We start from the raw sequence: 22588 nt of genomic DNA on the forward strand, positions 1-22588 counted from the left end.
GATCAGCCGGATAATATGTCAGCCAGCCTTCCCAGCCTGCCTGGTTCCACTTGTTGTCATAGCCGGGATCGCACCGCGAGCCTGCTCATAATAATAGCCGCCGATCGGCATCAACACGCCTTTGGCACCCTCCGGGCCTGCAGCCGGAATGATCTCGCCGCCGTTGGCTTCTGCATTCCTTGAGACTTCGATCAGCGCGCCAACACCGTCTGCGCCGCCATAAACCGCCTCGACCAGATCCGCATTTTGCAGCCACGGGGCAATAAGACCGATGGACTTGACTGTGTCGTTGCCCGAAACGGCATCGACCATGTATCCGGCCGAGGCACAAATGCCGAGCCCGTGGATCTGCGTCGCATCGACCTCAGGCAGCGTGGCCACAACGTCAAAGGCTGCCCGTATGTCGGAGGTTTTTGCTTCCGGGCTTTCAACGAAACGGACGTTTTCAGGCAAATCACCGGATTTGCCCCAGCCCCGGAAATCAAAGGTGAAGGCTGCGAAGCCGCGGGCAACCATCTGGTGTGCGTAGACGGACGGCATCTGTTCTTCAACCGATGTCCAGGCGCCGGTCACAACCACGGCCGGCAGGACCGTGCCATCATGTTCTTCCGGCAGATACAAGGTGCCGGAGAGGATTGCACCTTCGTTTTCGAAGGTGATGGTGCGGGTTTCAACCTGCGCGATGGCGGAAGTGGAGGCCATCAACAAAGCTGCGGTGGTCACGGAACGGATGGTCATATCGGTCTCTCCAAAATCAATGTTCTGGGCGCCTTCGCCCGATGACATTGGAGATACGCTTTACCCCGCCGGATTACTTGAACAGGCCTGCTTTGTTTTTGAAGGATACGGCCAAACGCCAGGGCTAAGATTCTAGGCCGCGCGGTACTGGCGCGGTGTTTGACCGGTCACCTGTTTGAACGACCGGGAAAAATGCGCCTGATCGGCAAACCCGCAGGAAATTGCGATTTCGCCAAGGGGCCGTTTCGGATCCCGCATCATTCCAATCGCCTGTTCGATCCGATAGGCGAGAACGTATTGCATCGGCGTTTCGCCAACCGTTTCCTTGAAAACACGGGCAAAATGGGACGCGCTCATGCCGGCCTCCTGTGCAAGCTCTTCCACGGAAATCGTTTGGTCCAGCCTCTCGCGGATGAAGCTGAGAACCCGCTTGTAATGCTCGGACGTAAACCGTGCCGACAACGCCAGGTCTTCGGCCTGTTGCTGACCGTATTTTTGAAGCAGCTTGACCAGAAACATCCGGCTCATCGCTTCAAACATGACGCCTGAGGAAAGATCATCGGTTTCGAGCGCATCCCGCAGCATGACACCGGCTGCGCAGAGATCTGCATCCTGGAACTGCGGCAGATCCGCGAACTGCTGATGGGTGAGCACGAGGCCCAACTCATGAAGCGCGAACCGCTCGACTTTCTTTGGGTCCAGGGTCACGACGATCACGTCAGAGGTGCCGAACCATCGCCACCCGGACCGCAAGCCTGCGGGCGTGACGATAATCTCGTCTTTCTCAAACATGAAATCACGCAGTTCGCCGCCGCGCCAGTTCTGCACCCGGTGCGGTGTCTCGCACAGGTTCAGAAGCACATGATGTTCGGCAAAGACTTCCTCCGGCATCGTATCCGGCTCGGCCCGGAAATAGCGCACCGACATCAGCGCAGCCGCCGAGACATGCACCATGTCATCGCTGCTGAGAAGCGGCAGGGACGGATAGATTTCGGCATAACGTCGTGGCACCAGCACACCTCCTTCAGCCGCAGTCTAAAGTCCCCGCAAGAGGACGGCTATTGCTGTGAGGTCAGGAGGATTTGACATGTGTGACAGTCCGTCCGTGTCTGCATGTAATAGCTGCTAATATTGCGCCTGGGATCCAATCCTGCGTACGATCTGCTTGGTTATTGAAGGTCTCGTACGGTCGGAAAGACACATGATCACCAAATCGTCTTCTGACACGCAGACCGAACACCTGATCCTGGCAGCGGAACGCGAAGCCCAAATGGTTTCGGCCTTCGCACGGCTGATCATCACCACAATTGCCATGACCGTATTTCTGCTCGCGGGAGGGATAAAACTGCTCGTCGCACCAGTCGTGCTAACCTATCTATGTTCCTATGCCGTGGTGTCGATTGCATCGGCGGTCTTTTCGCTGAAGCGGCTGTTCAATCCAAGACTGAGCCTCGTTTTTACGGCAATCGACGGTATCTCTCTGGCTCTCCTGATCGCATTCGCCCTCAAAATCACCGGAACATCCTTTAGTCTGCACGGTGCAGTTCCGGGCTTCGTGTTTTTCTTTTCCATCCTGATCCTGGCAACGATGCGCTACACGCTGGGGCCAGTCGTTGTCGCATTCTTCAGTTTTGCGATCACCTGGGGTGTGGTTTCCTTTGTGGCCGGGGATGTTCACGTCGACCCAGCCACCGCAACCGATCCGCTGTTCTTCTTCGGACCCGTTCAAAATGCAGCCCGGTGGGGGTTCATCGGCATTGCCGCCATCCTTTGCCTGCTTGCGGTTTATCGGCGCCGGAAAACGCTTGAAACCGCCATCACAGCAGCCAACCGCACAGCCAATCTTTCCCGCTATCTTCCTGACCGGGTGGCAGATGTTGTCGCTGAACAGGGCATCAATGCACTCAAATCCGGGCGGCTGCAAGAAGCCAGTGTGCTCTTCGTTGATATCCGAGGATTTACGGGGATCTCGGAAACTCTGGAACCGAAAGAACTCAGCGCACTCTTGAGTGAATTCCGGGCCATCATTTCAGAAGAAGTGGAGCGTCATTCCGGTATCATCGACAAGTTTATCGGCGACGCGGTAATGGCGGTCTTCGGTGTGCCGGAAGACCTTTCAGAGAGCGAGGCCAACACTCTTCTCTGCGCCGTTTCGATCCTGGAAAAGATCACAACCTGGAACCGGTTACGTGAAACCGGCGGAGCCCCGCCCGTCAGAGTGACGATCGGCGCCCACTGCGGGATGGTCTTTGCAGGTGCCGTTGGGACCAAAAGCCGGATGGAGTATACGGTTCTTGGTGACACGGTAAACGTCGCAGCCCGCCTTCAGGAGGCCGCCAAAACCACCGGCAGCGGCCTTGTTGTTTCCAAGGACTTGCTGGACCGGGCAGGGGTGTCTCCCACGGTTGCCGGCTCCTGGTCTGCACTTGAAAACACCGCCATCCGGGGGCGCACAGGTCAGGTTGCCCTTTATGAGTATTTGGGCCCGGGTACTGAGCAACGCTTCAGTTCGGATTGAGCGAATTCGCAATAATCGGATTCATCAGTTCCGGGTGAGTCAGGGCCGCCATATGACCGCCGTGATCAGTCTGTTCAAAAGTCCAGTCCGGGATTTGTTTGCGCATGAGTGCAACAATCTCATCTATGCTCCGAACTGTGTCGGCAGCCGATATGACCGTTGTCTCCTTTGGCAACTCCCTGGCCCACTCGGACAAGGTTAGCTGCTCATTCATAACGCTGTCCCATTCATGAAAATTCGGTCTGAGCGCCTGGATAAACTTTGCTTTCCGATCTTCAGGCATAGCCTCCCAGCTGCCTGCGCCAGTCCAATAATTTGCAAAATATTCGGCGGCCCGCGACCAGGTTGTGGCGTCCGTGCCAGCCTTAATCAGATCGCGTAAAGTCACCGCTTCTTGATAAGCTTCGTCGCGGCCGTGCAGTTGAAGCAAATAAAACGGATTTGGTTCGATCAAGACGAGCCGATGAATTCGGCCCTTCAAAAGCGCCGCCGCTTTCATGGCAACACTCCCACCGAACGAATGTCCAACGATGGACACCTGGCTGCCATCGGCGGGGACGAGGGCTTCAACAAGCCGTGCCTGATCTTCAAGGGATTGGGTTGCGCCTTCCGGCCAAGGCTTTGTGTTTCCATAACCAAACAGATTTATGGCGACCAGATGGAACCCGCCGGACAGATTATCCATCAGGGCGCGCCATTGCCGCGCACCTGCGACGCTTGAATGAATAAGTATGACCCGGTGTCCAGAACCCGCTTCCAGGAAATCTGGTTCGTAGAAACAATCCATGGCAAAGCCTCCGCGAGTTCGACAACAAGCCAAATATACCAGATCAACACATGGGCGTCAGAGACAATGGTGCCAAGCAATCCAGACGCTATTCTTATGACTTCTTTCAGACGACCGCTTGGTTTTGCGTCGCAACCTCACAGGTGAAAATATTTGTCTGTCATAGGCGTAAATTTCCTGCCTTTACCCACTGGAAAAGCGATAAGCTTCCGCAACGATAGCTGACCACTGTAGAACGTCGTGCAAGCTCAGTGGAGGCGGGGGAGGGCGGATGACAAGCACGGAAGCTTTTGAGCGGATGGAGCGGGACGGCTGGCAGGATCCGGGCATCGCGAAAGGCTATGCTGAAGGATTTGATCTTGCGACTCGGCAGGCAGCTGAAGTGCTTGCTGAAACAGTCACCCCAGACCCCGGTTTGCCGGCCTTGGATCTGTGCACGGGACATGGTGTCGTCGGGGCCGAACTCCTGAAGCGCGGGGCCGTGGTGACAGCGCTTGATTTCTCGCCGGCCATGCTTGAACTCGCACGAAGAACGGCTCCAGGCGCCACCTTCGTGGAAGGCGATGTGATGGCCATGACCTTCCTGGACCAAAGTTTCGATGCCGTGTCGATCGGCTTTGGCGTGCCGCATTTTCCAGATCCGGAAAAAGGATTGCGGGAAGTTGCCAGGGTTTTAAAACCCGGCGGACGGCTTGCCTTTTCCATATGGCGCGGAAAGGGTTCAAACGGTGCCTTTGGCTGGCTTTTTGAGGCCATCGGGCGTCTTGGCGATCCGGCGGTCACCCTTCCGGACGGACCGGATGCGCATATGTTCGCGGACAAGGAGATCGCAGAGCCCCTTCTGATGGCCTGCGGCTTTACCAACATCACAATGCTTGAGCTTCCCAGCCGGGTGTTTGTCTCCTCTCCCGAGAAACTCTTCGATGCTTTTGACAAGGGGGCAGTGCGCGCCGCTTCCCTCTTGGGCGGGCAGCCGGAAGACCGGCGATCCGCCATCAGAGCGGAACTGTCGCGCCGGGTGCAAGACGAAGGAATACCGGAAAACGGCGGGCTCCTGGTGCCCGTCCCCTCAGTTGTTGTGTCGGCCATGCGCGCTTAGTAATTCGGTTTCGCGGCAGCGAGGCTTTAGGACACCTTGCCCGTAATCTCCGGCTCCGGCGACCAGAACTGGCCCTTGGTTTCGATCAACAGGTCCTGAAACTCGGTTGCCGGCATGGGCCGGCCGAAATAGTAGCCTTGCAGAAGATCGCAGCCCATGTCGCGGGCAAGGCGCGCATGCGCTTCTGTTTCAACGCCCTCTGCCACAATGCTCATGCTAAGGCTCTTGCCGATGCCGATGATCGATGCCATCAATTCGCGGGCGGTCTGGTCTTCCACGATCGGCAATATGAACTGCCGGTCGATCTTCAGGACTGCCGGATTAATTTTCAAAAGCCCCTGCACGGAGGCATGTCCGGTGCCAAAATCATCCAGAGCAATGGTCACCCCCAGCTCTTTCAACTCACTGAGCGTCCAGTTCACAACATCGCCAAGCCGGTCGAGATAGACCGATTCCAGGATTTCAATCGTCAGCCGCTTCGGCTGAATGCCGACGCGTTTGATGTCGTGAATGAGGTTCGGGTCGGCCAAGCGTCCGGTAGAGACATTGATCGAGACCCTTGGAAGATCGACCCCGGCGCCATCAATCAACGCCAGTTTTTTCGGAAGCGTCGCAAAGACGATTTCGTCGATCCGCTTCAAGATACCCATCTTGTCCGCCGTTTCCAAAAATGCAGCCGGCGGCAAGAGCCCCATTCTCGGATGCGCCCATCTGACAAGCACTTCGGCCGAGGCAATGGACCCGGTCGCAGCGTCAATGAGCGGCTGGAAGAACGGCACGAATTCGCGGTTTTCACAGGCAATCAGGAGATCGGACACAAGGCGCTTGGCGGCAATCGCCTCGGCATGCATCTCCTTTGTAAAGAAGGACCAGCGGCCCTTGCCGTTGGTCTTGGCGTGGTAAAGCGCCGTGTCCGCATCGCTCACCACCCGCTCGGGCGCATCCATATTGGCGTTTGCGATCGCAACGCCGACACTGGCGCTGCAAAAGGTGGATTTGCCTTCAAACACGAACGGCGCATGCATTTCCTGAACAACGGCATCGGCCAGGCTGCTGATGTCCAGCGCGCTCTGCCCAAGCGGACGCAAGACCACAAACTCATCCCCGCCGATGCGGGCAACAAGGTCCGTCTCGTTTGTCAGCCTGCGCAGCATATCGGCCACAGAAATCAGCAACCGGTCGCCGGCATCGTGCCCAAACGTGTCGTTGACGGATTTGAAGCGGTCCAGATCGATGTAAAACACGGCAAAGTCTGATCCGGCGTCTTTCAGGTTTGAAACCCAGGACTTGAACTCGACCTCGAAATGCCGCCGGTTGGAAAGCCCCGTCAGCGCATCTTCCTTCGCCTCTTTGGCAACCTTTTTCGCCAACTGAAACAGCCGGTTGTTTTCTCGCTCCAGGAGCCCGATTCTTTCGACATAGCTTGTCAGCGCTTCGCGCCCGGAGGCGGGCCGCTCCAGATGCCGGACGGTGTCTTCCTGGCCGGCCTGGGCCTCGAGCTCGATCAGCGAGCACAGCCACCACCGGTCGCCCGTGGACGGGTCGGAGAGGGGCGTCCAGCTCATCCGCTGCCAGTATTGCTCGCCGTTCTTCCGGTTGTTGAGTGCCTTGACCGAAAAATGCTCCCAGTTCATCAGCTTTTCGATGATGATCAGGTGATTGCCCTGATCCATGCTGGACCCGATCAGGATCGTGCCGCGCTGACCAATGACCTCGGCCGCGTCATATCCTGTGATCTTGCAAAACGCGCTGTTGCACCATTGAAAGTGCATGACCGCGCCGTCGGCATCGGACGCCAGTGCGAGCGCGAGTCCTTCGACACACTTGTCATCGATCTGGGCAAGAATTTGAGGCGGAACCGGGGATGAGCCTATCATCTTCAGGCTATTAGAAGACTGCCGGATAAATAGGCAATTGTCATTTCCTACATGTCAGCCAAAAGAAATGGCCCAACTTCAACTTTGAGAATATGCCGAATTCACCGGATCAGACAAAAGTTGTATTTTCATGGTTACAGTAAGTAAATCCCTGAGACAAATCAGGTTGAAAAGGAATGACTGTCTGGAGGACCCGCCTCATCCATCCCATGCCTGTGCTCCCAACATTCCAAGAAACACGGTAAGTGAGACATTTTTGTCCGGTGGCTACACACCTTCCACCGATAATCTATCTTATGGAATGTTTTTGATCAGAACGTTAAAACACCGAGCGTCAGGGTTAGATACCGGACATGAGAACATCGATCGCACGTGTGATCGGTTCACTTTGATCCTTGATATTCCCGGCTCGTCGCAAATGCGACCGTCGCACGGCTGCAATCAGGCGCGTTGCAAGAACCAATCGCTTACTTTCATGCTCCAGCACTGGGTTCAGATATCTCACCGCTGGATAATCGGACAGCAGCGGAACAACGACCACGGCCGGGTCAGGCGGTAGGAGGTCGCTTTCGATAACAACCATGAACACACCGTTGTATTCCGCGACATCAAAGCGGCTCAGTTCTTCCATGCCGCACCGGCTGGACCCGCGATTATGTCAGCCAGCGGGTGTCCATTCTGCTCGTGCCACTCACGCTGTGCGTCAAACGCGTCTGCATTCTCTTCAAGCCAGATCTTACGTTTCATCGCCGAGACCGCTTTTTCCAGCGCATCTTCCGCGACCGCTGTCACGTTGATCCCAAGTTCCTTTGCCTGATCAAGCGTTTCAGCATTCAGCCTTAAAGATGTGCTACGCCGGGTTACGGTTCCCACAATAACGAACTCCATTTTGTACCGCAGAAGTGTATCACGGATGTGCAGTGCGGCAAACGCCTATCAGGTGCGGACTGGATCTCTTTTGACTATGGAATTGTTTCGAGCCGCGACCACGGCTGATTGGCCTGATTGGCGAGAAACCATTTCAATCTCAACGCCGAGGCCCGACCAAAGGGCCAGCTATCGAGATCCAATCTGCCATCACAATCCTTTTGAACATGAAGTTTTCGAACCGGCCACCTTGTGCCACCCGCCTATTATGGTGTTTAGAAGATGCAGCACCGCACAAGAGCCGGAACGTAATGCCGCCAAGGCTTTGCTCTCGGCCAGAAACACAACAATAACGACCTCACGGAGGCGCTCCAGTGACCCAGACCGAGCTGACAATCCGCCAACCTGACGACTGGCATCTTCACTTGCGCGACGGCGCCATGCTGGAGGCCGTGCTGCCGCACACGAGCGCGAATTTCGCACGCGCCATCATCATGCCGAACCTCGTGCCGCCGGTCGTGCGCACCGAACACGCGCAGGCTTACCGGGAGCGTATCCTGAACGTGCTGCCAGCCGGTCACAGCTTCGAGCCGCTGATGACGCTGTACCTCACCGAGGCCACCGATCCAGCGGATGTGCGCAAAGGCGTGGAAAGCGGCTTGATCACGGCGCTGAAGCTTTATCCGTCCGGCGCGACAACAAACTCTGAAAACGGCGTCCGGGATTTTGAAAAGATCTATCCTGTTCTGGAAACCATGAGCGAGGTCGATGTGCCCCTGCTGGTCCACGGCGAGGTCACCGATGCCGACATCGACATCTTCGACCGGGAAGCCGTTTTCCTGGAGCGCGTGCTGTCGCCGATCCGGGAGAAGTTTCCAGAGCTCCGCATCGTGTTGGAACACGCCACAACCTCCCATGCGATTGATTTCGTGAAAGCCGCAAAGGCGCGCACTGCGGCGACCATCACCACTCACCACCTGATCATCAACCGCAACGCCATTCTGGCCGGCGGGATCAAGCCGCATTACTACTGCCTACCGGTCGCAAAGCGCGAGACACACCGCCTGGCCCTACGCCAAGCGGCAACCTCTGGCGACCCGCGCTTCTTCCTCGGCACAGATTCGGCACCGCACCCCGATCATGCAAAAGAGAGCGCATGCGGCTGCGCCGGGATCTACTCCTCGATCAACACCATCAACTGCCTGGCGCATGTGTTCGAAGAAGACGGCGCACTGGACAAATTGGAAGGCTTTACGTCGCTGAACGGTCCGGCGTTCTACAAGCTGCTGCCGAACGAGCGCCGCATCCGCCTTTTCAAAAGCGCAGACCCGGTCAGCTTCCCGGACAAGATCCAGTTTCCGGAAGGCACAGTGACCGTCTTTGATCCCGGCTACCCTCTGCACTGGCAGCACGAACTGGTCGCCGCAGCGGCTGCCGCCTAAAGCCAAGAGGCCCAAACACTCGACGAGCTTCTGCTCATCGACAAACAGATGGATCCGGAAGCATATTCCGGGTCCTTTTTGTTTTATTGGCACCCATCCTTTATCAGCCTTGGGGGCAGCAACCGAATTTCCAACGCCAGAACCCAGGAATGATCTGGACAGCGCTGCATCCGGTGAATACCTAAGGCGGGCACCCTTCTTTCCGCCCCCGGCCCTGCCCGCCGGACCCAGATCTTTAAAGAGACAGCATGCACCCCAAGAAACGCGCCTTTATCACTGGGTCTGCCGGCTTTATCGGCTTTCATCTGGCCGAGCTGTTGTTACAGGAAGGCTGGGAGGTCGCCGGCTTCGACGGCTTGAGCGATTACTACGATGTGCGGCTGAAAGAACGCCGCCACGAGATCCTGCATCAGCATGGCACGTTTTCCTCAACCATCGCGCAGCTCGAAGACACAACGTCTGTTTCTAAGAGCATTGCGGATTTCAAACCGGATGTGATCGTTCACCTCGCGGCCCAGGCGGGGGTGCGCTACAGCCTGGAAAACCCGCGCGCTTATGTTGATGCCAATGTGGTCGGCACATTAAACGTCATGGAGGCTGCGCGCGCTGCCAATGTTCAGCATCTGCTGATGGCCTCGACCAGCTCGGTTTATGGCGCGAACACTGAAATGCCGTTCGATGAAAACCAGAAAACCGATACGCCACTGACCATTTACGCAGCGACGAAGAAGGCAAACGAGGCGATGGGGCATGCCTGGGCGCATATCCATCAGATCCCGATCACGATGTTCCGGTTCTTCACGGTTTACGGCCCCTGGGGGCGCCCGGATATGGCGCTTTTCAAATTCACCAAGGGGATCCTCGAAGGCACGCCGATCGACATCTACAATCACGGCGAGATGTACCGCGACTTCACTTATGTGGCCGACCTGGTGCGCGGCATTCGCGGTCTGATGGATGCGGTGCCGGGAAGCGAGGGAGCGGCCCCGGAAACAGACAATTTGAGCCCGGTCGCGCCCTACCGTGTGGTCAATATCGGCAACTCAGACAAGGTCCGCCTGCTCGATTTCATTGAGGCGATCGAAGATGAACTTGGCAAGAAGGCCATCCGCAACTTGATGCCGATGCAGACAGGCGATGTGCCGGCGACCTGGGCCGATGCCACGCTGCTGCAGGACCTGACCGGCTACAAGCCCGAGACACCGTTCCGCGAAGGCGTTGCGAAGTTCGTGCAGTGGTACCGCGACTACTACGAGGTCTAAAGCAGAAATGAGGAACCGGACCCCAGCACAGGCGAAAATTGCTGTCATTGGCCTTGGTTATGTCGGCCTGCCGCTGGCCGCGGAATTCGGCAAGACCCACGCGGCCATGGGGTTTGACATCAATCCGGAGCGCATTGTCCAGCTGAGTGCAGGCACCGACACGACGCTCGAAGTCTCAAAGGACGACCTCACCGCTGCAACGCACCTGCGCTTTACCTCCGATCCTCAGGATCTGGCGGAGTGCGACACGTATATCGTCACGGTGCCAACGCCGATCGATGCTTATAAGCAACCCGATCTCGGCCCCCTTCTCCGCGCCAGCGAGACGATCGGCAAGGTTCTAAAACCCGGCGATCTGGTGATCTACGAAAGCACGGTCTATCCCGGCGCAACGGAAGAAGACTGTGTGCCCGTGTTGGAGCGGGTGTCCGGTCTCACCTTCAACGAAGATTTCTTTGCAGGCTACAGCCCGGAGCGGATCAATCCGGGCGACAAGTCCCACCGCCTGCCACAGATCTGCAAGGTCACGTCCGGCTCCACGCCGGAGGCAGCCGACTTCGTCGATCAGCTCTATGCCGGGATTGTCACGGCCGGCACACACAAGGCCCCCTCGATCCGGGTCGCGGAAGCCGCAAAGGTCATCGAGAACACGCAGCGGGATCTCAACATTGCGCTCATCAACGAGCTCGCCATCATCTTCAACCGGCTCGATATCGACACAGAGGCAGTGCTGAAAGCGGCCGGAACGAAGTGGAATTTCCTGCCCTTCCGCCCCGGTCTCGTTGGCGGGCACTGCATTGGCGTTGACCCCTATTACCTGACGCACAAAGCCCAGGCGACCGGTTATCACCCGGAGATCATCCTGGCCGGACGGCGGCTGAATGACGGAATGGGCGCCTATGTGGTCTCCGAGATGGTCAAGGCCATGACACGCAAGGCCCTGCCCGTCACCGGATCCAGGATACTGATCATGGGACTGGCCTTCAAGGAAAACTGCCCGGACCTTCGCAACACCGGTGTTGCCGGAATATTGGAAGAACTGAAGGACTACTGTGTCAGCGTGGATGTCCATGACCCTTGGGTCGATGGAGAGGCCGCGCATGAGGAATACGGCATCACACCAGTAGAGAGCCCGGCCGAAGGTGCCTACGATGCAATCATCATTGCCGTCGCTCACCAAGCCTTTAAGGTTCTTGGCGTCGACAAGATCCGCGCTTTCGGCAAACCCGGCGCCCTGGTCTACGACCTGAAATGCATGTTCCCAGCCGGTGAAACAGACCTGCGGCTTTAGGGAAGTTGCATAAGTCCATTGAGAAAAGCTTAGAGTCAGATTTGTCAGCTGTTTAGGGAACGGATCCTCATGGCGCATGACAAGGCACCAGCCCCTACCACCATCAATAAGAAAGCTTCACAATCTTTCTAGGGGATGACATCGTGGTCTCCCAGTCTATGCCAAGCTCGCCTCGGCAATCTTCCCATAAACGTGCCTTCCGCGTGCGGATTGGCCAGTCTTCCCGGGTGATAAGGAGGCCTCTAAATGGATCTGAGCATTACGTTTTTGGGCGGCGTGGGAACGGTCACGGGATCGAAATACCTGCTGGAAACCAACGGGCTCCGCATTCTGGTCGATTGCGGCTTGTTTCAGGGTTACAAACAATTGCGGTTGCGGAACTGGGCTGCATTGCCCGTGGAACCAGTCTCGATTGATGCTGTCATTCTGACACATGCGCATCTGGATCATTCCGGATATGTGCCGCTTCTGATCCGCAATGGTTTCAAAGGTCCGGTCATTTGCACGCAGGGCACAAAGGATCTGTGTGAAATCCTACTGCCTGACAGTGGTTTTCTTCAGGAAAAGGACGCCGACTTCGCCAACCGGCATGGCTATTCAAAACACCAGCCGGCGCTTCCGCTCTACACCAAAAAAGATGCCGAAAAATCTCTGGAGAGCTTCCAGACTGTTGCCTTCGACACTCCGCATGATGTGCTCGGCAAGCTGACGGTCTGTTTCAAATGTGCTGGCCATATTCTCGGCGCGGCAATTGTCGAGGTGTCCATCAAAGGCCGCAAGATCGTGTTTTCTGGTGATCTTGGCCGCTATGGTGACGCGACCATGCTGGACCCGGCTCCGATCCGGGAGGCCGACTATCTTCTGGTGGAATCCACCTACGGCAACCGGCTCCACGAGGCCCTGGAACCAGAAGAGATTTTGGCAGAGGCCATATCCACGACAGCACGGCGTGGCGGTACGGTAATCATTCCAGCCTTTGCTGTCGGCCGGGCACAATCCATTCTCCTGCACATTCATCGGATGAAGAAAGCGCAGCGGATCCCGGACTTGCCGGTATTTTTAGACAGTCCAATGGCCATCCGGGCCTCAAATGTCTTTCAGGATCATGTCGGCGTGCACCGCCTCACGGCACAAGAATGTGATTGGGAGAGAAATGCTGTCCGGTATACGGAGAGTGTGGAACAGTCAAAATCGCTCTCCCAGAACAGAATGCCGAAAGTCATTATCTCGGCCAGCGGAATGGCGACAGGCGGCCGCGTGCTGCATCATTTGAAACACTATGCGCCAGACCCTCGGAACCTGATCTTGTTCGCGGGATATCAGGCCGGGGGCACTCGAGGAGCTGCGATTTCTGCTGGTGCCAAAAGCGTCAAAATTCATGGCCATGAGGTTCCAATTCGGGCAAAAGTCAGCAATCTCGACATGCTGTCCGCTCATGCCGATGCAAATGAAATCATGCAATGGCTCGGCAATTTTGAGCGGCCACCAACCCTGACCTTTGTGACCCATGGTGAGCCCGATGCTTCCGACCAACTTCGGCACCGGATCGAAAGCGAATTGGGATGGCGATGTTCAGTTCCGTATTACCTGGAAACAACCGCCCTGGTATGAAAGATAGCACTCGTCTGGGCTCTTGACCGGATGAATGCACCATGTCGTATGTCATAGGTTAACACGCTAGATGGCACTACACGCCCGATCGGTGCCGGATCGACCGGAGCACGAAACTGCAGTGCAGGTGATAGGTTCATACAGCGCAATACAACCTAAGCGAAACAAGACCCGTATGAAATTACCTAGGATATTAATAGGTTATTCAAATACCTCGCCCATTGTGATCTAGTATTTCATGGACTTGATGGCTTCCTAGATCGAAACAGGGATCTATTTGCACAATGCTCGGGTATATCTGGGGATCAACGCAGCGAAAATTTCTCGTCATTATGCTCGCAACGTTGATTGCCGTGAACGGCCCGCTTTTGCTGTTGTTTTTCGTTGTTACCAAAGACACGCTGGAACGCGAGATGGTTGCGAAACAGCAGGTTCTCGTTGACGTCAACAGCAAGGTCTTGAGCAAGCTGATTTGGGATTTCGACGACGAAAATCTGAAAAAATGGACAGCAGCCATCGCCACAGAGCCAGACATTTTCAGCATCGAGGTCCTCGATGATACCGACAACCGGCTCGCGTTTGTTTCAAACGCCGATGACGGCAATCCGGCCTCGCACGAAGGCGGGACATTGTTCTCAAAGGACATCATCCACGTCATTGATGGGAATGATTACAACGTCGGCACGCTGAACATCTGGTTCATGTCGGAACGCCTGCGGAGTGCCGCCATCGAACAGGTCGCCTACCCCGCCATTTTGTTTGTGGTTTCGACGATTTCTGTCCTTATCGTTGCCCTGCTTGCCAACCGCGTCATGATCAACCGGCCCTTGAGCCGGCTGAATGAAGCCATCGAGACCACCCATCGGTCGGGAACCCGCAAACGGGTGGATTGGTCATCATCTGACGAGTTCGGCAGCGTCACCGAAGCCTTTAACGAGATGCAGGACAGCCTCGACAAGGACGAAGCCAAGCTGTTGAAGGCAAACAAGCGGCTGGCATTTCTGTACCACAACACGCCGGTGATGCTTTACTCCATTGACCATGAAGACCGGATCCTGAACGTGTCCGATTATTGGTTGAGCGCTACGGGGTACGCGCGGGAGGCCGTCATAGGCCGCAAGCTCAGGGAGTTCCTCCAACCCGATTGCACAGAGGAATATCTCGACAGCCGCAAGCGCCTGTTCTCAGCGGAGCACATGTCTTTCGAAATCACCTCGGTTTTCATCAGGGCCGACGGATCGCCGCTGGATGTTCTGATCACCGAAATCAGGGATTTCGACAAGAGTTCGACCGGCCGGCAATCGCTCTCCGTCATGGCTGACATCTGTCAACTGAAAGCCGCAGAGGCAAAGATCCTCCATCAAGCGCGAACGGATTTCCTGACCGGACTGCTGAACAGGCACGGTTTCACGCACCGGATGAACGAGGCGATCGACGCAGCCGATGCGGACCATGAAATCGCCGTGCTCTTCTTTGATCTCGACAACTTCAAATGGGTCAATGACAATCTCGGACACTTTGCCGGCGACCAGGTCCTGAAGCTGGTCACACAAAGAGTATCCAAGCTCTTGAAAACCGATGATTGTTTCGGCCGTTTTGGCGGCGATGAGTTCGCCATCTTGCTGTCCGGTGGCGATGTCCGCGCGCGCGCTGTCGATCTGGCAACACGCATCAACCAAGTCCTGAAGCAACCGATCAGCCTTTCCGGAAGGCAGCTGCAAATTTCTGCCAGCATCGGGATTTCCTATTATCCGGAAAATGCGGACACGGCGGATGACCTGCTGCAGACCTCCGATGTCGCCATGTACCGCCAAAAGGGCAGCGGACGGAACGGACACTGCGTCTTCGATGTCCAATTCGGCCAGGAAGCCGCACGCCAATTGGAGGTCAAGGAGCTCATTTCCGAGGCTCTGAAACATGATTGGTTTGAGCTTTACTACCAGCCCATCGTTCATCTCAACGAGCGGAGCATCGTCGGGTTCGAAGGCCTTTTGCGGCTCGTGCACCCGGACATGGGCATCTTGCCGCCACGGGAGTACATCACGGTTGCCGAACAGACCGGCAGCATTCTGGAAATCGGCGACCGGGTCTTGCGGCTCGGCATGCGGGCGCTCAAAGAGCTTGAGCAGCAACCTGATTGGCAGGACGCCTATGTGACGCTCAACCTGTCAGCGGCCCAGTTCAGACGGGAACTGCCGGACACTTTGGCCAGGTACCTTGCGCAACATGATCTGGTGGGCGACCGGCTGGTACTCGAAATCACCGAAACAACCTTAATGCAGAACAGTGCCGATCTAGACGGACTGATCGAGGATATCCGGAAACTCGGATGTGCCCTGGCACTCGATGATTTTGGGACCGGCTTTTCATCGCTCAGCTACATGAACCGCCTGCACGTTGATACGGTCAAGATCGACCGGTCGTTTGTTCAAGGACTTGGAGATACCTCCAACAAAGATGCGTCCGGCAAGACCGCGCCACTTGTTGAAGCCATTGTCGGCCTGTCGGAGAAGCTGGATCTAACCGTGATTGCAGAGGGCATCGAAACCGAAGAACAACTTGGCAGCTTGACACAACGGAATGTAAGGTTTGGTCAGGGTTTCCTCTTCGGAGAGGCCAAACCGCTTGATGTTTGGCTCAACGGGCCATTGAAAAGCCGGTCAAGCAGATACGCCTTGCCGGACCTGAAAGAGTTGGAAGCCCGGCCGTACTGAAAACCGTGTCACCGACAAGGGGCAACAGATGAAGGCAGTGACAAGACGGACCGTTCTGGCAGGCATGGCTGTGTTGGCGCCCCTGCCATCGCTCCGCTTGTCCCGGGCAAGTTCCGACCTTGGTGGTCTCAAGGTGATGACGGAAGAGTACCCCCCCTACAATTATCAAGTGGGGGGCGAGCTGATGGGGCTCAGCGTTGAGATCATGGAAGAAATCTTCAATCGGACTGCCTCCGGTCACAGCCGATCCGACATCTCGCTCCTGCCATGGGCGCGCGGCTACAACCTCACCCTCCAGCGGTCCGGGCATGCGCTCTTCTCGACGACCCGCACACCGGACCGTGAAAGCCTGTTCAAATGGGTCGGGCCCTTTGTTCCGACAGTCGTGGGGCTGATTGCCAAAAAGAGCAGAAACCTGAAGATCCAAACAGTTCAGGACTTGGCGGACCTGCGAATTGGGGTGGTCAAGGACGATATAGGACAGTTGCTCTTGCAGGCAAACGGCGTTCCGGATGACCGGATCGAAGCGGTGCTGTCAAACGATCAGAATTTCCGCAAGCTCATTGCCGGCCGTGTGGATGCCATCTCCTATGAAACCAGAGTGACCCGGTGGGCGCTGCAAACGCGTGATGTCGCCCTGGATGAGTATGAAACTGTCTATGAACTGGACCGCGGTGAACTCTATCTCGTTCTTCACCACAAGACGCCCGATGACCTCGTCGATCTCCTGCAATCGGTGTTCGACACCATGGTCGACGACGGCACCCATGCCCAGATCCTGCAGCGCTACGGGATCGAGTCTTAAGGACGCAAGGCACCTACTAGCGAATAACCACTCCCCGGTAATTACATATGCGAGAGCGCTCCGGCCAAGTAATTTATCAGCTGGCGTAATTACCGTGGATTTGAAGTTGTCCAGTACACCCGTCAACACAAGCCAGAACTTCATAGGAAGCTGACACCGTGCAATCTTCTACAGGCAAGTATTTTGTTGGGCTGGACCACGTTCGTGCCGTTGCTGCTTTCATGGTTTTCACTTGGCATTTTAACCACGTCAACGATGGCCACCTTGCCCCCGCACCAATATTTCCACTGTCGATTTTCACGGAGGGCCATGTTGGGGTTGCTCTCTTCATGACCCTTAGCGGCTACCTTTTCGCCAAACTAATCGGTCATAATCAGATTTATGCCTTACGGTTTCTGACTAACCGAATTATTCGGCTTTTCCCGCTGCTGTTCGTTGCCTTCGCATTGACGTTTTTTCTGCAAATCATGCCAAGTGGTCAATCAATTGGAACCTACCTTCAAATCCTACTGCGCGGCTTCGTGACGCCAGAATGGCCGAATGGGGGCTGGTCAATTACGGTAGAGCTTCATTTTTATTTAATGCTACCGCTCCTGCTTATGATTAGAACTCGTAACCCAATCGGTCTCCTCGTGGTAATCGCTCTTTCGATTACACTGCGAGCAGCACTTTGGGTCGTCAAAGGCGAAGTACAATCGCTCGCCTACTGGACGCTAGTGGGATGCATAGATCAATTTATTTTCGGAATGCTGGCTTTTTATTTCAGTCACCGACTGCGGAGGCGGCACTTTCTCGCGGTTGGCACCGGGCTTACTCTGCTCGTTTTCATGTACCTGTTTGATGTTTGGGGTGGTTTCTACATGAACGAAACATACCCGACACCAAGCCCTGTCTGGATTGTTGCTCCAACGATCTCAGGTCTCTGCTTTGCGACTTTGATCGCTTGGTATGACACGTCCTTCCGCTTCGAAAGTCATTTCTTCTCCAAAGCGCTCGCACTCGTCGGCACTTGTTCCTATTCTATCTACCTATTGCATTTTTTCGTTGTGTTCGATCTCGCCCAATTCGTTCAGAAGCATGTCGTTGACCTGACGCATACACCGACTATGGTCCTCGCCTCGGCGATCTGCTTTGTCGGTTTTGTACCTGTCGCTTGGGCGAGCTATCGTTTTTTTGAACGCCCTCCAATGCGTTTCAGGCAGCCGTACATCCAACACGGCCAGACTTAAAACTTCTATCGGCGCATAGTCTAATCAGGACGGCTTGAACGTGGTTGTTTATTGATCCAGCTCTTCATTCACCACTTCCAGAAGAATTTGCAGCTCGCCGCTTTCGATCGTTGCCCAGATGATGTCTGCGTCGACGCGGAAGTACTCATGGGCAATGTGATCGCGCATTCCGGCAATCAGCCGCCAGGGAATGTCCGTATGGCGGGTTGTGACTTCCGGTGGCAATGCCTTCACAGCCTCGCCGATTTCCTGAAGGCAGGCCGTCACCGCACGGAACGTCTTGCGGTCTTCAAGCGGCGTTTTCAGGAACGCGGCCTGATCCAGATCAGCAACGAAAGTGCGAATGTCTAAAATGGCGCGCTGGATGTCTTCCAGCCGGTGGCGGGGTTCACGCATGGCGCTTCAGAAGATCCGGAGTTCGTCGTTTGCAGCCGCCTCGGCCACATGCGGAGCGAGACGGGCGCGCGGTGCCAGATCCACCCGGCCAGGCATCTCGAGCGCTACCTCCAGAACTTCTCGAAGCCGGGCCAGATCGAACAGGGACAATTGCGCGCCCTCCTTCGGCTCATAACTCAAGTCGATATCGCTTCCGGCCTGGGCCTCGCCGCGAGCCAACGAACCGAAGAGATAAAGATGGCCGATCCCCTGCCCTTCCAGATCCCCGCGAACGCCCCTCAAACGGGCAATGACATCGGTCGCCGCCAACGGACCGGCTGATTGGTCATCCACATAGTTTTGGACGATCTGCTGAAGCAAATCCTGCACCTTCGCCCCGCGCTCCGCGGCCAGCGCCTTGAACCGGTTTTTCAGTGGCACCGGTACCCTGGCGGACAAAAACGCGGTTTCGGCATTGTCGGAGACAAGCTTGGAGGTATTTTGCACTGACATGGAACCCACCGTACGTTATTTTGTGCACAAATGCACATTATCACGTTTGGTGGCTCTTCTTCAATGCTGTTTCAAAGTTGACAGCTGTCAACTGGCTTCTGCGCTCCTGGAATACAGCCGGTCTGATTGCCTTTTCATCGGCGATCCATTCTCAAGCATGAACCAAAACCGGCGATAACCCTTCCCCGGCTATGATCCGTCGGTTCCCGCACAAACGTTCAAGACAGGTCCGGATGGATTGAAGTACCGTGGGCGCGTTGAAGACAGAAAGCCCCTGCCCCTCTTGGCAGTTCACAGGACGGACCGATATGAAACCCATCAATCTCTCCGACAAGCTCTCAATGTTTGCCACTCATTGGGATCCCCATGTGGTCGCCGATTACAACACCAACGACGTGATGGTGGTGAAGTTCAAGGGGGAGTTTCCCTTTCACAAGCATGAAGACACCGATGACTTCTTCCTTGTCCTTGAGGGCGAGATGATCATGGACATTGAAGGCGAGGACCCGCATGTGGTCAAAGCCGGGGAGCTCTTCATTGTGCCGAAAGGCGTTGTCCATCGGCCGCGTGCAGAAGAAGAAACCAAGGTCTTGCTCATAGAGCCCAAGGGTGTTCCGAACACCGGCGATTCCGGTATCAAACCGGCGACCAAACCCCGAATCTGATCTTCTGGACAAACCGCAACACCTTTTCAGCCAAAGCCGCCAGAACGCGCTCGTTTGTTGACAGCTGTCAACGCTCCCTTGGCAGCCCCCTGCCCTCACCGGTTCAAAAGAGAGTCGAGCATTGGCCGGAGCCGGAATTTCCCGGCTTCGGCCTTCTCGCTCAAAACCCGTAAGTATCCGCCAGCGGATTTGATCTCCTCCGCCCGCTCGACCAAATAGGCCATCGTGACAATGGCCCCGGCTGGCCCCATATGCTGTTGCGCCCGCAGCCAGGCATCTTTCGAAATCCCGAGCATCGGCCGGATCAGCTCTGCCGCTTTGCGGGCATCAGACCAGTTGCCCAGGCCTTCCAGCGCATAATCGGCAAACGACGGACACGCCCGTTTCAGATCTCCGAGGGAGACTTGTTCCGGATCCCCCTTGGCGCTTCCCCGGATTTCATGCGCTTCGGTATCCTGTTGGTAACCCTGCCCGGCTTCCGATCCACTATGATGAAGGTCTTGCCGTTGCCCGACATCAGATGGGCGACCGCCCGCTTCTTTATTATCTGAGCAATATTCAAATGAGTCGTCTTTGTTTGAATTTTGAATATGGCGCTCATTACGAGCGTCGTTGCCGCTCATTTTTTTGTCTGATTGCGAGATATCCCCGGTTTGTGCAGACGCTTCTTCGCAGTCTCTTTCCCGCAACCCGACTTCGTCCATACCAGCCAGGAAGGCGCTTTCCACGCGAGCACGTAAGCGCACCAAAGCGTCACAGCGCTGCTTGTGGTCGTCGAGAGCGCCATTGCGCGCAACGCGGCCGGAAAGCGCTTTGAGCTCTTCGGTGAAGCCTAGCCAAAGTGCCGGGTTACGAGAGCCCTGCCCGTCCTCGAATGCTGCCTCGATCATCTTTGAAATGTCCCGGAGGTGCAGTGTGATCTCCGCCCTGACCCTTCGGACTTCTGCAGCATGCGCCCGTGCCGCCTCGGCCTGCTCGAAGACCTCAGGGGCCATCAGAGCCGCCGGAGCCAGATTGAAACCAAAGGCATCACGCACCTCACCGCCCGGCCCTTTGCGGGCGAAACGCTTGCCATTCGCGCTGTCCTTGCGCAGCAGAAGACCCGTTTTCACCAGCGTTGCGATATGCCGGCGCAGGGTCGGCGCGGACATTCCCCGGGTGCGCAAGGAAAGTTCGCCATTCGATGGAAAGACAATGATGTCTTCAGAGCCGTCCAGCTCCTTTTCAGGATGAAAGCTCAGGAGCGCTTCCAGAACCGCGATCGCCCGATCGGACAAGGCATAGACGTCCCGTGCTTCAGTCAGGGCACGCAGGAACTGCCACTTGTCCGTTTTGCCGGTCCGGTTGCCGGAGGACTTGAGAGCTGCTCGATCAGCCTCAAGCTTCTCATGTGCCTTGAATAAGGCACTAGAAAAGGGTCCGCCGCCGAAAGGCGTCGTTGCAATACGATCCGTCATGTGCATCACCTTCAAAAAGGCAATGAAAAGGCGTTCCCGGCCGCAAAACAGGGGCTCACGTCTTGACAATTTTGGGCGGAAGTGATTCTCTCAGATTGCTACATACAAAGAGGGCTTCCGGAGCAATTCGCTTTGGGGGCCTTTTTTCTTGCCTTGTTTCCTTCCCTTCGTCGTTTCCAAATCCTTCAGCGCGGCAATTCCGCTTTCTGAAAGTTGACAGCTGTCAACCGGACTTAATTTAGCCGTCCGGCAGCTCCTTGTTCTTATCTGCTTCGAACGCTGCCAGGAGATCCGGCAGTTGTTTGGCGAGATAGTGCGTGAAGCCATCCGGAGCCGTCTTGGCAAGCTGGATGGTCGAGCCCTTGATGTCAGCGAGCGGTTTGCCGGACCGGCTCTTGATCGTCTGTTTTTGGGCCGGTTTCGATTTTCGTTTTCCAAGCCGCGTAAACAGACGCTGGAATCGCTGATCGGAATCACAGGCCAAAAACACCTCGGAAGTGATTTCATCGCGGGCAATGACTTCCGCGGCCTCTCCGTCGAACATCTCGGCAAGCTGGTGCCAGCGCGGGCGGCCGGCCTTGGGTGCCGGCCCGATAGCTTTAGCGATCGGGTAGGGCACTTTGTCGGCGACCTGCAGGAGCCGGGTCATTTCCGTTTTATGGACCCCGAGCGCATCCTGGACCAGAGACCGTTCAAATCCATGATCAATCAGCGAGCGGGCGAAGAAAGCACGTTCAATGAAGGACAGATCCCGCCGCTCGGCATTCTCCTTACCTTGCGCCAGGATCAGAGCATCGTCATCTAGGTCCCGGACGATCGCCAGGACATTGATACCGAGTTCTTTCGCAGCCCGGATCCGCCGGTGTCCATAAGCGGCCTGGTACCAGCCGTCCCCACGCTTGGCGGCATCTGCATGACGGCGCACCAGAACCGGAACCTGCTGGCCGCGGCTTTCAAGGCTGGCTTTCAGCTCTGCAAAGCCCTCATCAAGATGGGCATCAACGGTCAACCGATCTGCGACTGGTGAGGGTTCGATGTGCGACGGATCGAGTGTCACGACCCGCTCGCCGGTCTGTTCCTTCAGCTCCTGCGCCATTTGCCCGAGCGACAGCCCCATGGCCTTCACCGCGCCGGAAGCTGACCGCGGGCGTTCACTCACAGGGTCGCCGTTTGAGGTTGGGGAAGGGGCTGCTGGTGCCGCCTTCTTCTCATGCCGTGCCTCTTGCGGCTGCACCGGAGCTGGCGCAGCCGTACTCTCAGCCGGTGCGGTTTCCGGTTCACCAGCAAACAGGGCTTTCAGGCGGTCCTTGCGTTTGGTCATGGCCACAGTGTCTCCGG

General features: G+C 56.3%; 20 protein-coding genes. 10 read left to right on the forward strand and 10 right to left on the reverse strand.

What is annotated here, in order from left to right; all coding sequences use genetic code 11:
* Positions 1 to 18: 18 nt before the first annotated feature.
* Together SADFL11_RS24975 and SADFL11_RS24980 are read right to left on the reverse strand one after the other, a co-directional pair.
* Positions 19 to 738 (reverse strand): alpha/beta hydrolase, encoded by a 720-nt coding sequence (locus tag SADFL11_RS24975; protein WP_322962305.1) that lies wholly within the window; start codon positions 736 to 738, stop codon positions 19 to 21.
* A gap of 132 nt (positions 739 to 870) precedes the next feature.
* Positions 871 to 1749 (reverse strand): AraC family transcriptional regulator, encoded by an 879-nt coding sequence (locus SADFL11_RS24980; protein ID WP_040450370.1) that lies wholly within the window; start codon positions 1747 to 1749, stop codon positions 871 to 873.
* A 190-nt stretch (positions 1750 to 1939) separates the two neighbouring features.
* On the opposite strand from SADFL11_RS24980, the gene SADFL11_RS24985 reads away from it, so the two are divergent.
* On the forward strand, positions 1940 to 3256 hold the full coding sequence (locus tag SADFL11_RS24985) for an adenylate/guanylate cyclase domain-containing protein (RefSeq protein WP_008188452.1): 1317 nt from the start codon (positions 1940 to 1942) through the stop codon (positions 3254 to 3256).
* Here SADFL11_RS24985 and SADFL11_RS24990 read toward each other — a convergent pair.
* On the reverse strand, positions 3243 to 4043 hold the full coding sequence (locus tag SADFL11_RS24990; RefSeq protein WP_040450339.1) for an alpha/beta fold hydrolase: 801 nt from the start codon (positions 4041 to 4043) through the stop codon (positions 3243 to 3245). The two genes, SADFL11_RS24985 and SADFL11_RS24990, sit on opposite strands and share 14 nt — an antisense overlap.
* Positions 4044 to 4314: 271 nt before the next feature.
* Between SADFL11_RS24990 and SADFL11_RS24995 the strand changes: the two genes are divergently transcribed.
* A complete protein-coding gene (locus SADFL11_RS24995) occupies positions 4315 to 5142 on the forward strand; it encodes a class I SAM-dependent methyltransferase (protein ID WP_228198304.1) in 828 nt (275 codons plus the stop codon).
* Between the two features lie 26 nt (positions 5143 to 5168).
* On the opposite strand, the gene SADFL11_RS25000 is transcribed toward SADFL11_RS24995, so the two are convergent.
* The 3 genes from SADFL11_RS25000 to SADFL11_RS25010 all read right to left on the reverse strand — a co-directional run bounded on the left by SADFL11_RS25000 (position 5169) and on the right by SADFL11_RS25010 (position 7892).
* The gene (locus tag SADFL11_RS25000; RefSeq protein ID WP_008188417.1) at positions 5169 to 7019 is read right to left on the reverse strand and encodes a sensor domain-containing protein; all 1851 of its coding nucleotides are present in this window, start codon (positions 7017 to 7019) and stop codon (positions 5169 to 5171) included.
* Positions 7020 to 7359: 340 nt separating this feature from the next.
* The gene (locus tag SADFL11_RS25005; protein WP_008188442.1) at positions 7360 to 7650 is read right to left on the reverse strand and encodes a CcdB family protein; all 291 of its coding nucleotides are present in this window, start codon (positions 7648 to 7650) and stop codon (positions 7360 to 7362) included.
* Positions 7638 to 7892 (reverse strand): type II toxin-antitoxin system CcdA family antitoxin, encoded by a 255-nt coding sequence (locus tag SADFL11_RS25010; RefSeq protein ID WP_228198305.1) that lies wholly within the window; start codon positions 7890 to 7892, stop codon positions 7638 to 7640. Before SADFL11_RS25010 ends, SADFL11_RS25005 begins: the two co-directional genes overlap by 13 nt.
* A gap of 368 nt (positions 7893 to 8260) precedes the next feature.
* Between SADFL11_RS25010 and pyrC the strand changes: the two genes are divergently transcribed.
* From pyrC to SADFL11_RS25045, 7 genes are all read left to right on the forward strand, one after another.
* On the forward strand, positions 8261 to 9328 hold the full coding sequence (gene pyrC / locus SADFL11_RS25015; protein WP_008188392.1) for a dihydroorotase: 1068 nt from the start codon (positions 8261 to 8263) through the stop codon (positions 9326 to 9328).
* Positions 9329 to 9576: 248 nt separating this feature from the next.
* Positions 9577 to 10590 (forward strand): GDP-mannose 4,6-dehydratase, encoded by a 1014-nt coding sequence (locus SADFL11_RS25020; RefSeq protein WP_008188437.1) that lies wholly within the window; start codon positions 9577 to 9579, stop codon positions 10588 to 10590.
* A gap of 7 nt (positions 10591 to 10597) precedes the next feature.
* Positions 10598 to 11881 carry a Vi polysaccharide biosynthesis UDP-N-acetylglucosamine C-6 dehydrogenase TviB gene (gene tviB, locus SADFL11_RS25025; RefSeq protein ID WP_008188460.1) on the forward strand — a complete coding sequence of 428 codons (1284 nt, stop codon included), beginning with the start codon at positions 10598 to 10600 and terminating at the stop codon, positions 11879 to 11881.
* Positions 11882 to 12127: 246 nt separating this feature from the next.
* The gene (locus tag SADFL11_RS25030) at positions 12128 to 13492 is read left to right on the forward strand and encodes an MBL fold metallo-hydrolase RNA specificity domain-containing protein (RefSeq protein WP_209002916.1); all 1365 of its coding nucleotides are present in this window, start codon (positions 12128 to 12130) and stop codon (positions 13490 to 13492) included.
* Between the two features lie 284 nt (positions 13493 to 13776).
* Positions 13777 to 16206 carry an EAL domain-containing protein gene (locus SADFL11_RS25035; RefSeq protein ID WP_008188400.1) on the forward strand — a complete coding sequence of 810 codons (2430 nt, stop codon included), beginning with the start codon at positions 13777 to 13779 and terminating at the stop codon, positions 16204 to 16206.
* 28 nt (positions 16207 to 16234) lie between these two features.
* Positions 16235 to 17011 (forward strand): substrate-binding periplasmic protein, encoded by a 777-nt coding sequence (locus SADFL11_RS25040; RefSeq protein ID WP_050775933.1) that lies wholly within the window; start codon positions 16235 to 16237, stop codon positions 17009 to 17011.
* Between the two features lie 158 nt (positions 17012 to 17169).
* Positions 17170 to 18240, forward strand: coding sequence for an acyltransferase family protein (locus SADFL11_RS25045; RefSeq protein ID WP_008188404.1), 1071 nt, complete (start codon positions 17170 to 17172; stop codon positions 18238 to 18240).
* A gap of 48 nt (positions 18241 to 18288) precedes the next feature.
* Here the strand turns inward: SADFL11_RS25045 and SADFL11_RS25050 are convergent, their stop codons facing one another.
* Both SADFL11_RS25050 and SADFL11_RS25055 read right to left on the reverse strand, forming a co-directional pair.
* The gene (locus SADFL11_RS25050) at positions 18289 to 18636 is read right to left on the reverse strand and encodes a HepT-like ribonuclease domain-containing protein (protein WP_008188428.1); all 348 of its coding nucleotides are present in this window, start codon (positions 18634 to 18636) and stop codon (positions 18289 to 18291) included.
* 6 nt (positions 18637 to 18642) lie between these two features.
* Entirely contained in the window at positions 18643 to 19128 is a 486-nt protein-coding gene (locus SADFL11_RS25055; protein ID WP_050775931.1) for a nucleotidyltransferase family protein, read from the reverse strand.
* Positions 19129 to 19436: 308 nt separating this feature from the next.
* Here SADFL11_RS25055 and SADFL11_RS25060 point away from each other — a divergent pair, with 308 nt between their 5' ends.
* Complete coding sequence (locus SADFL11_RS25060) at positions 19437 to 19793, forward strand: cupin domain-containing protein (RefSeq protein WP_008188445.1); 357 nt, start codon at positions 19437 to 19439, stop codon at positions 19791 to 19793.
* Between the two features lie 95 nt (positions 19794 to 19888).
* Here the strand turns inward: SADFL11_RS25060 and repC are convergent, their stop codons facing one another.
* Both repC and repB read right to left on the reverse strand, forming a co-directional pair.
* A complete protein-coding gene (gene repC, locus SADFL11_RS25065) occupies positions 19889 to 21250 on the reverse strand; it encodes a plasmid replication protein RepC (protein WP_040450361.1) in 1362 nt (453 codons plus the stop codon).
* Between the two features lie 238 nt (positions 21251 to 21488).
* Positions 21489 to 22571, reverse strand: coding sequence for a plasmid partitioning protein RepB (gene repB, locus SADFL11_RS25070; protein WP_050775930.1), 1083 nt, complete (start codon positions 22569 to 22571; stop codon positions 21489 to 21491).
* Between the last annotated feature and the right edge of the window lie 17 nt (positions 22572 to 22588).

Source organism: Roseibium alexandrii DFL-11 (genome assembly GCF_000158095.2).
GTDB lineage: Bacteria > Pseudomonadota > Alphaproteobacteria > Rhizobiales > Stappiaceae > Roseibium > Roseibium alexandrii.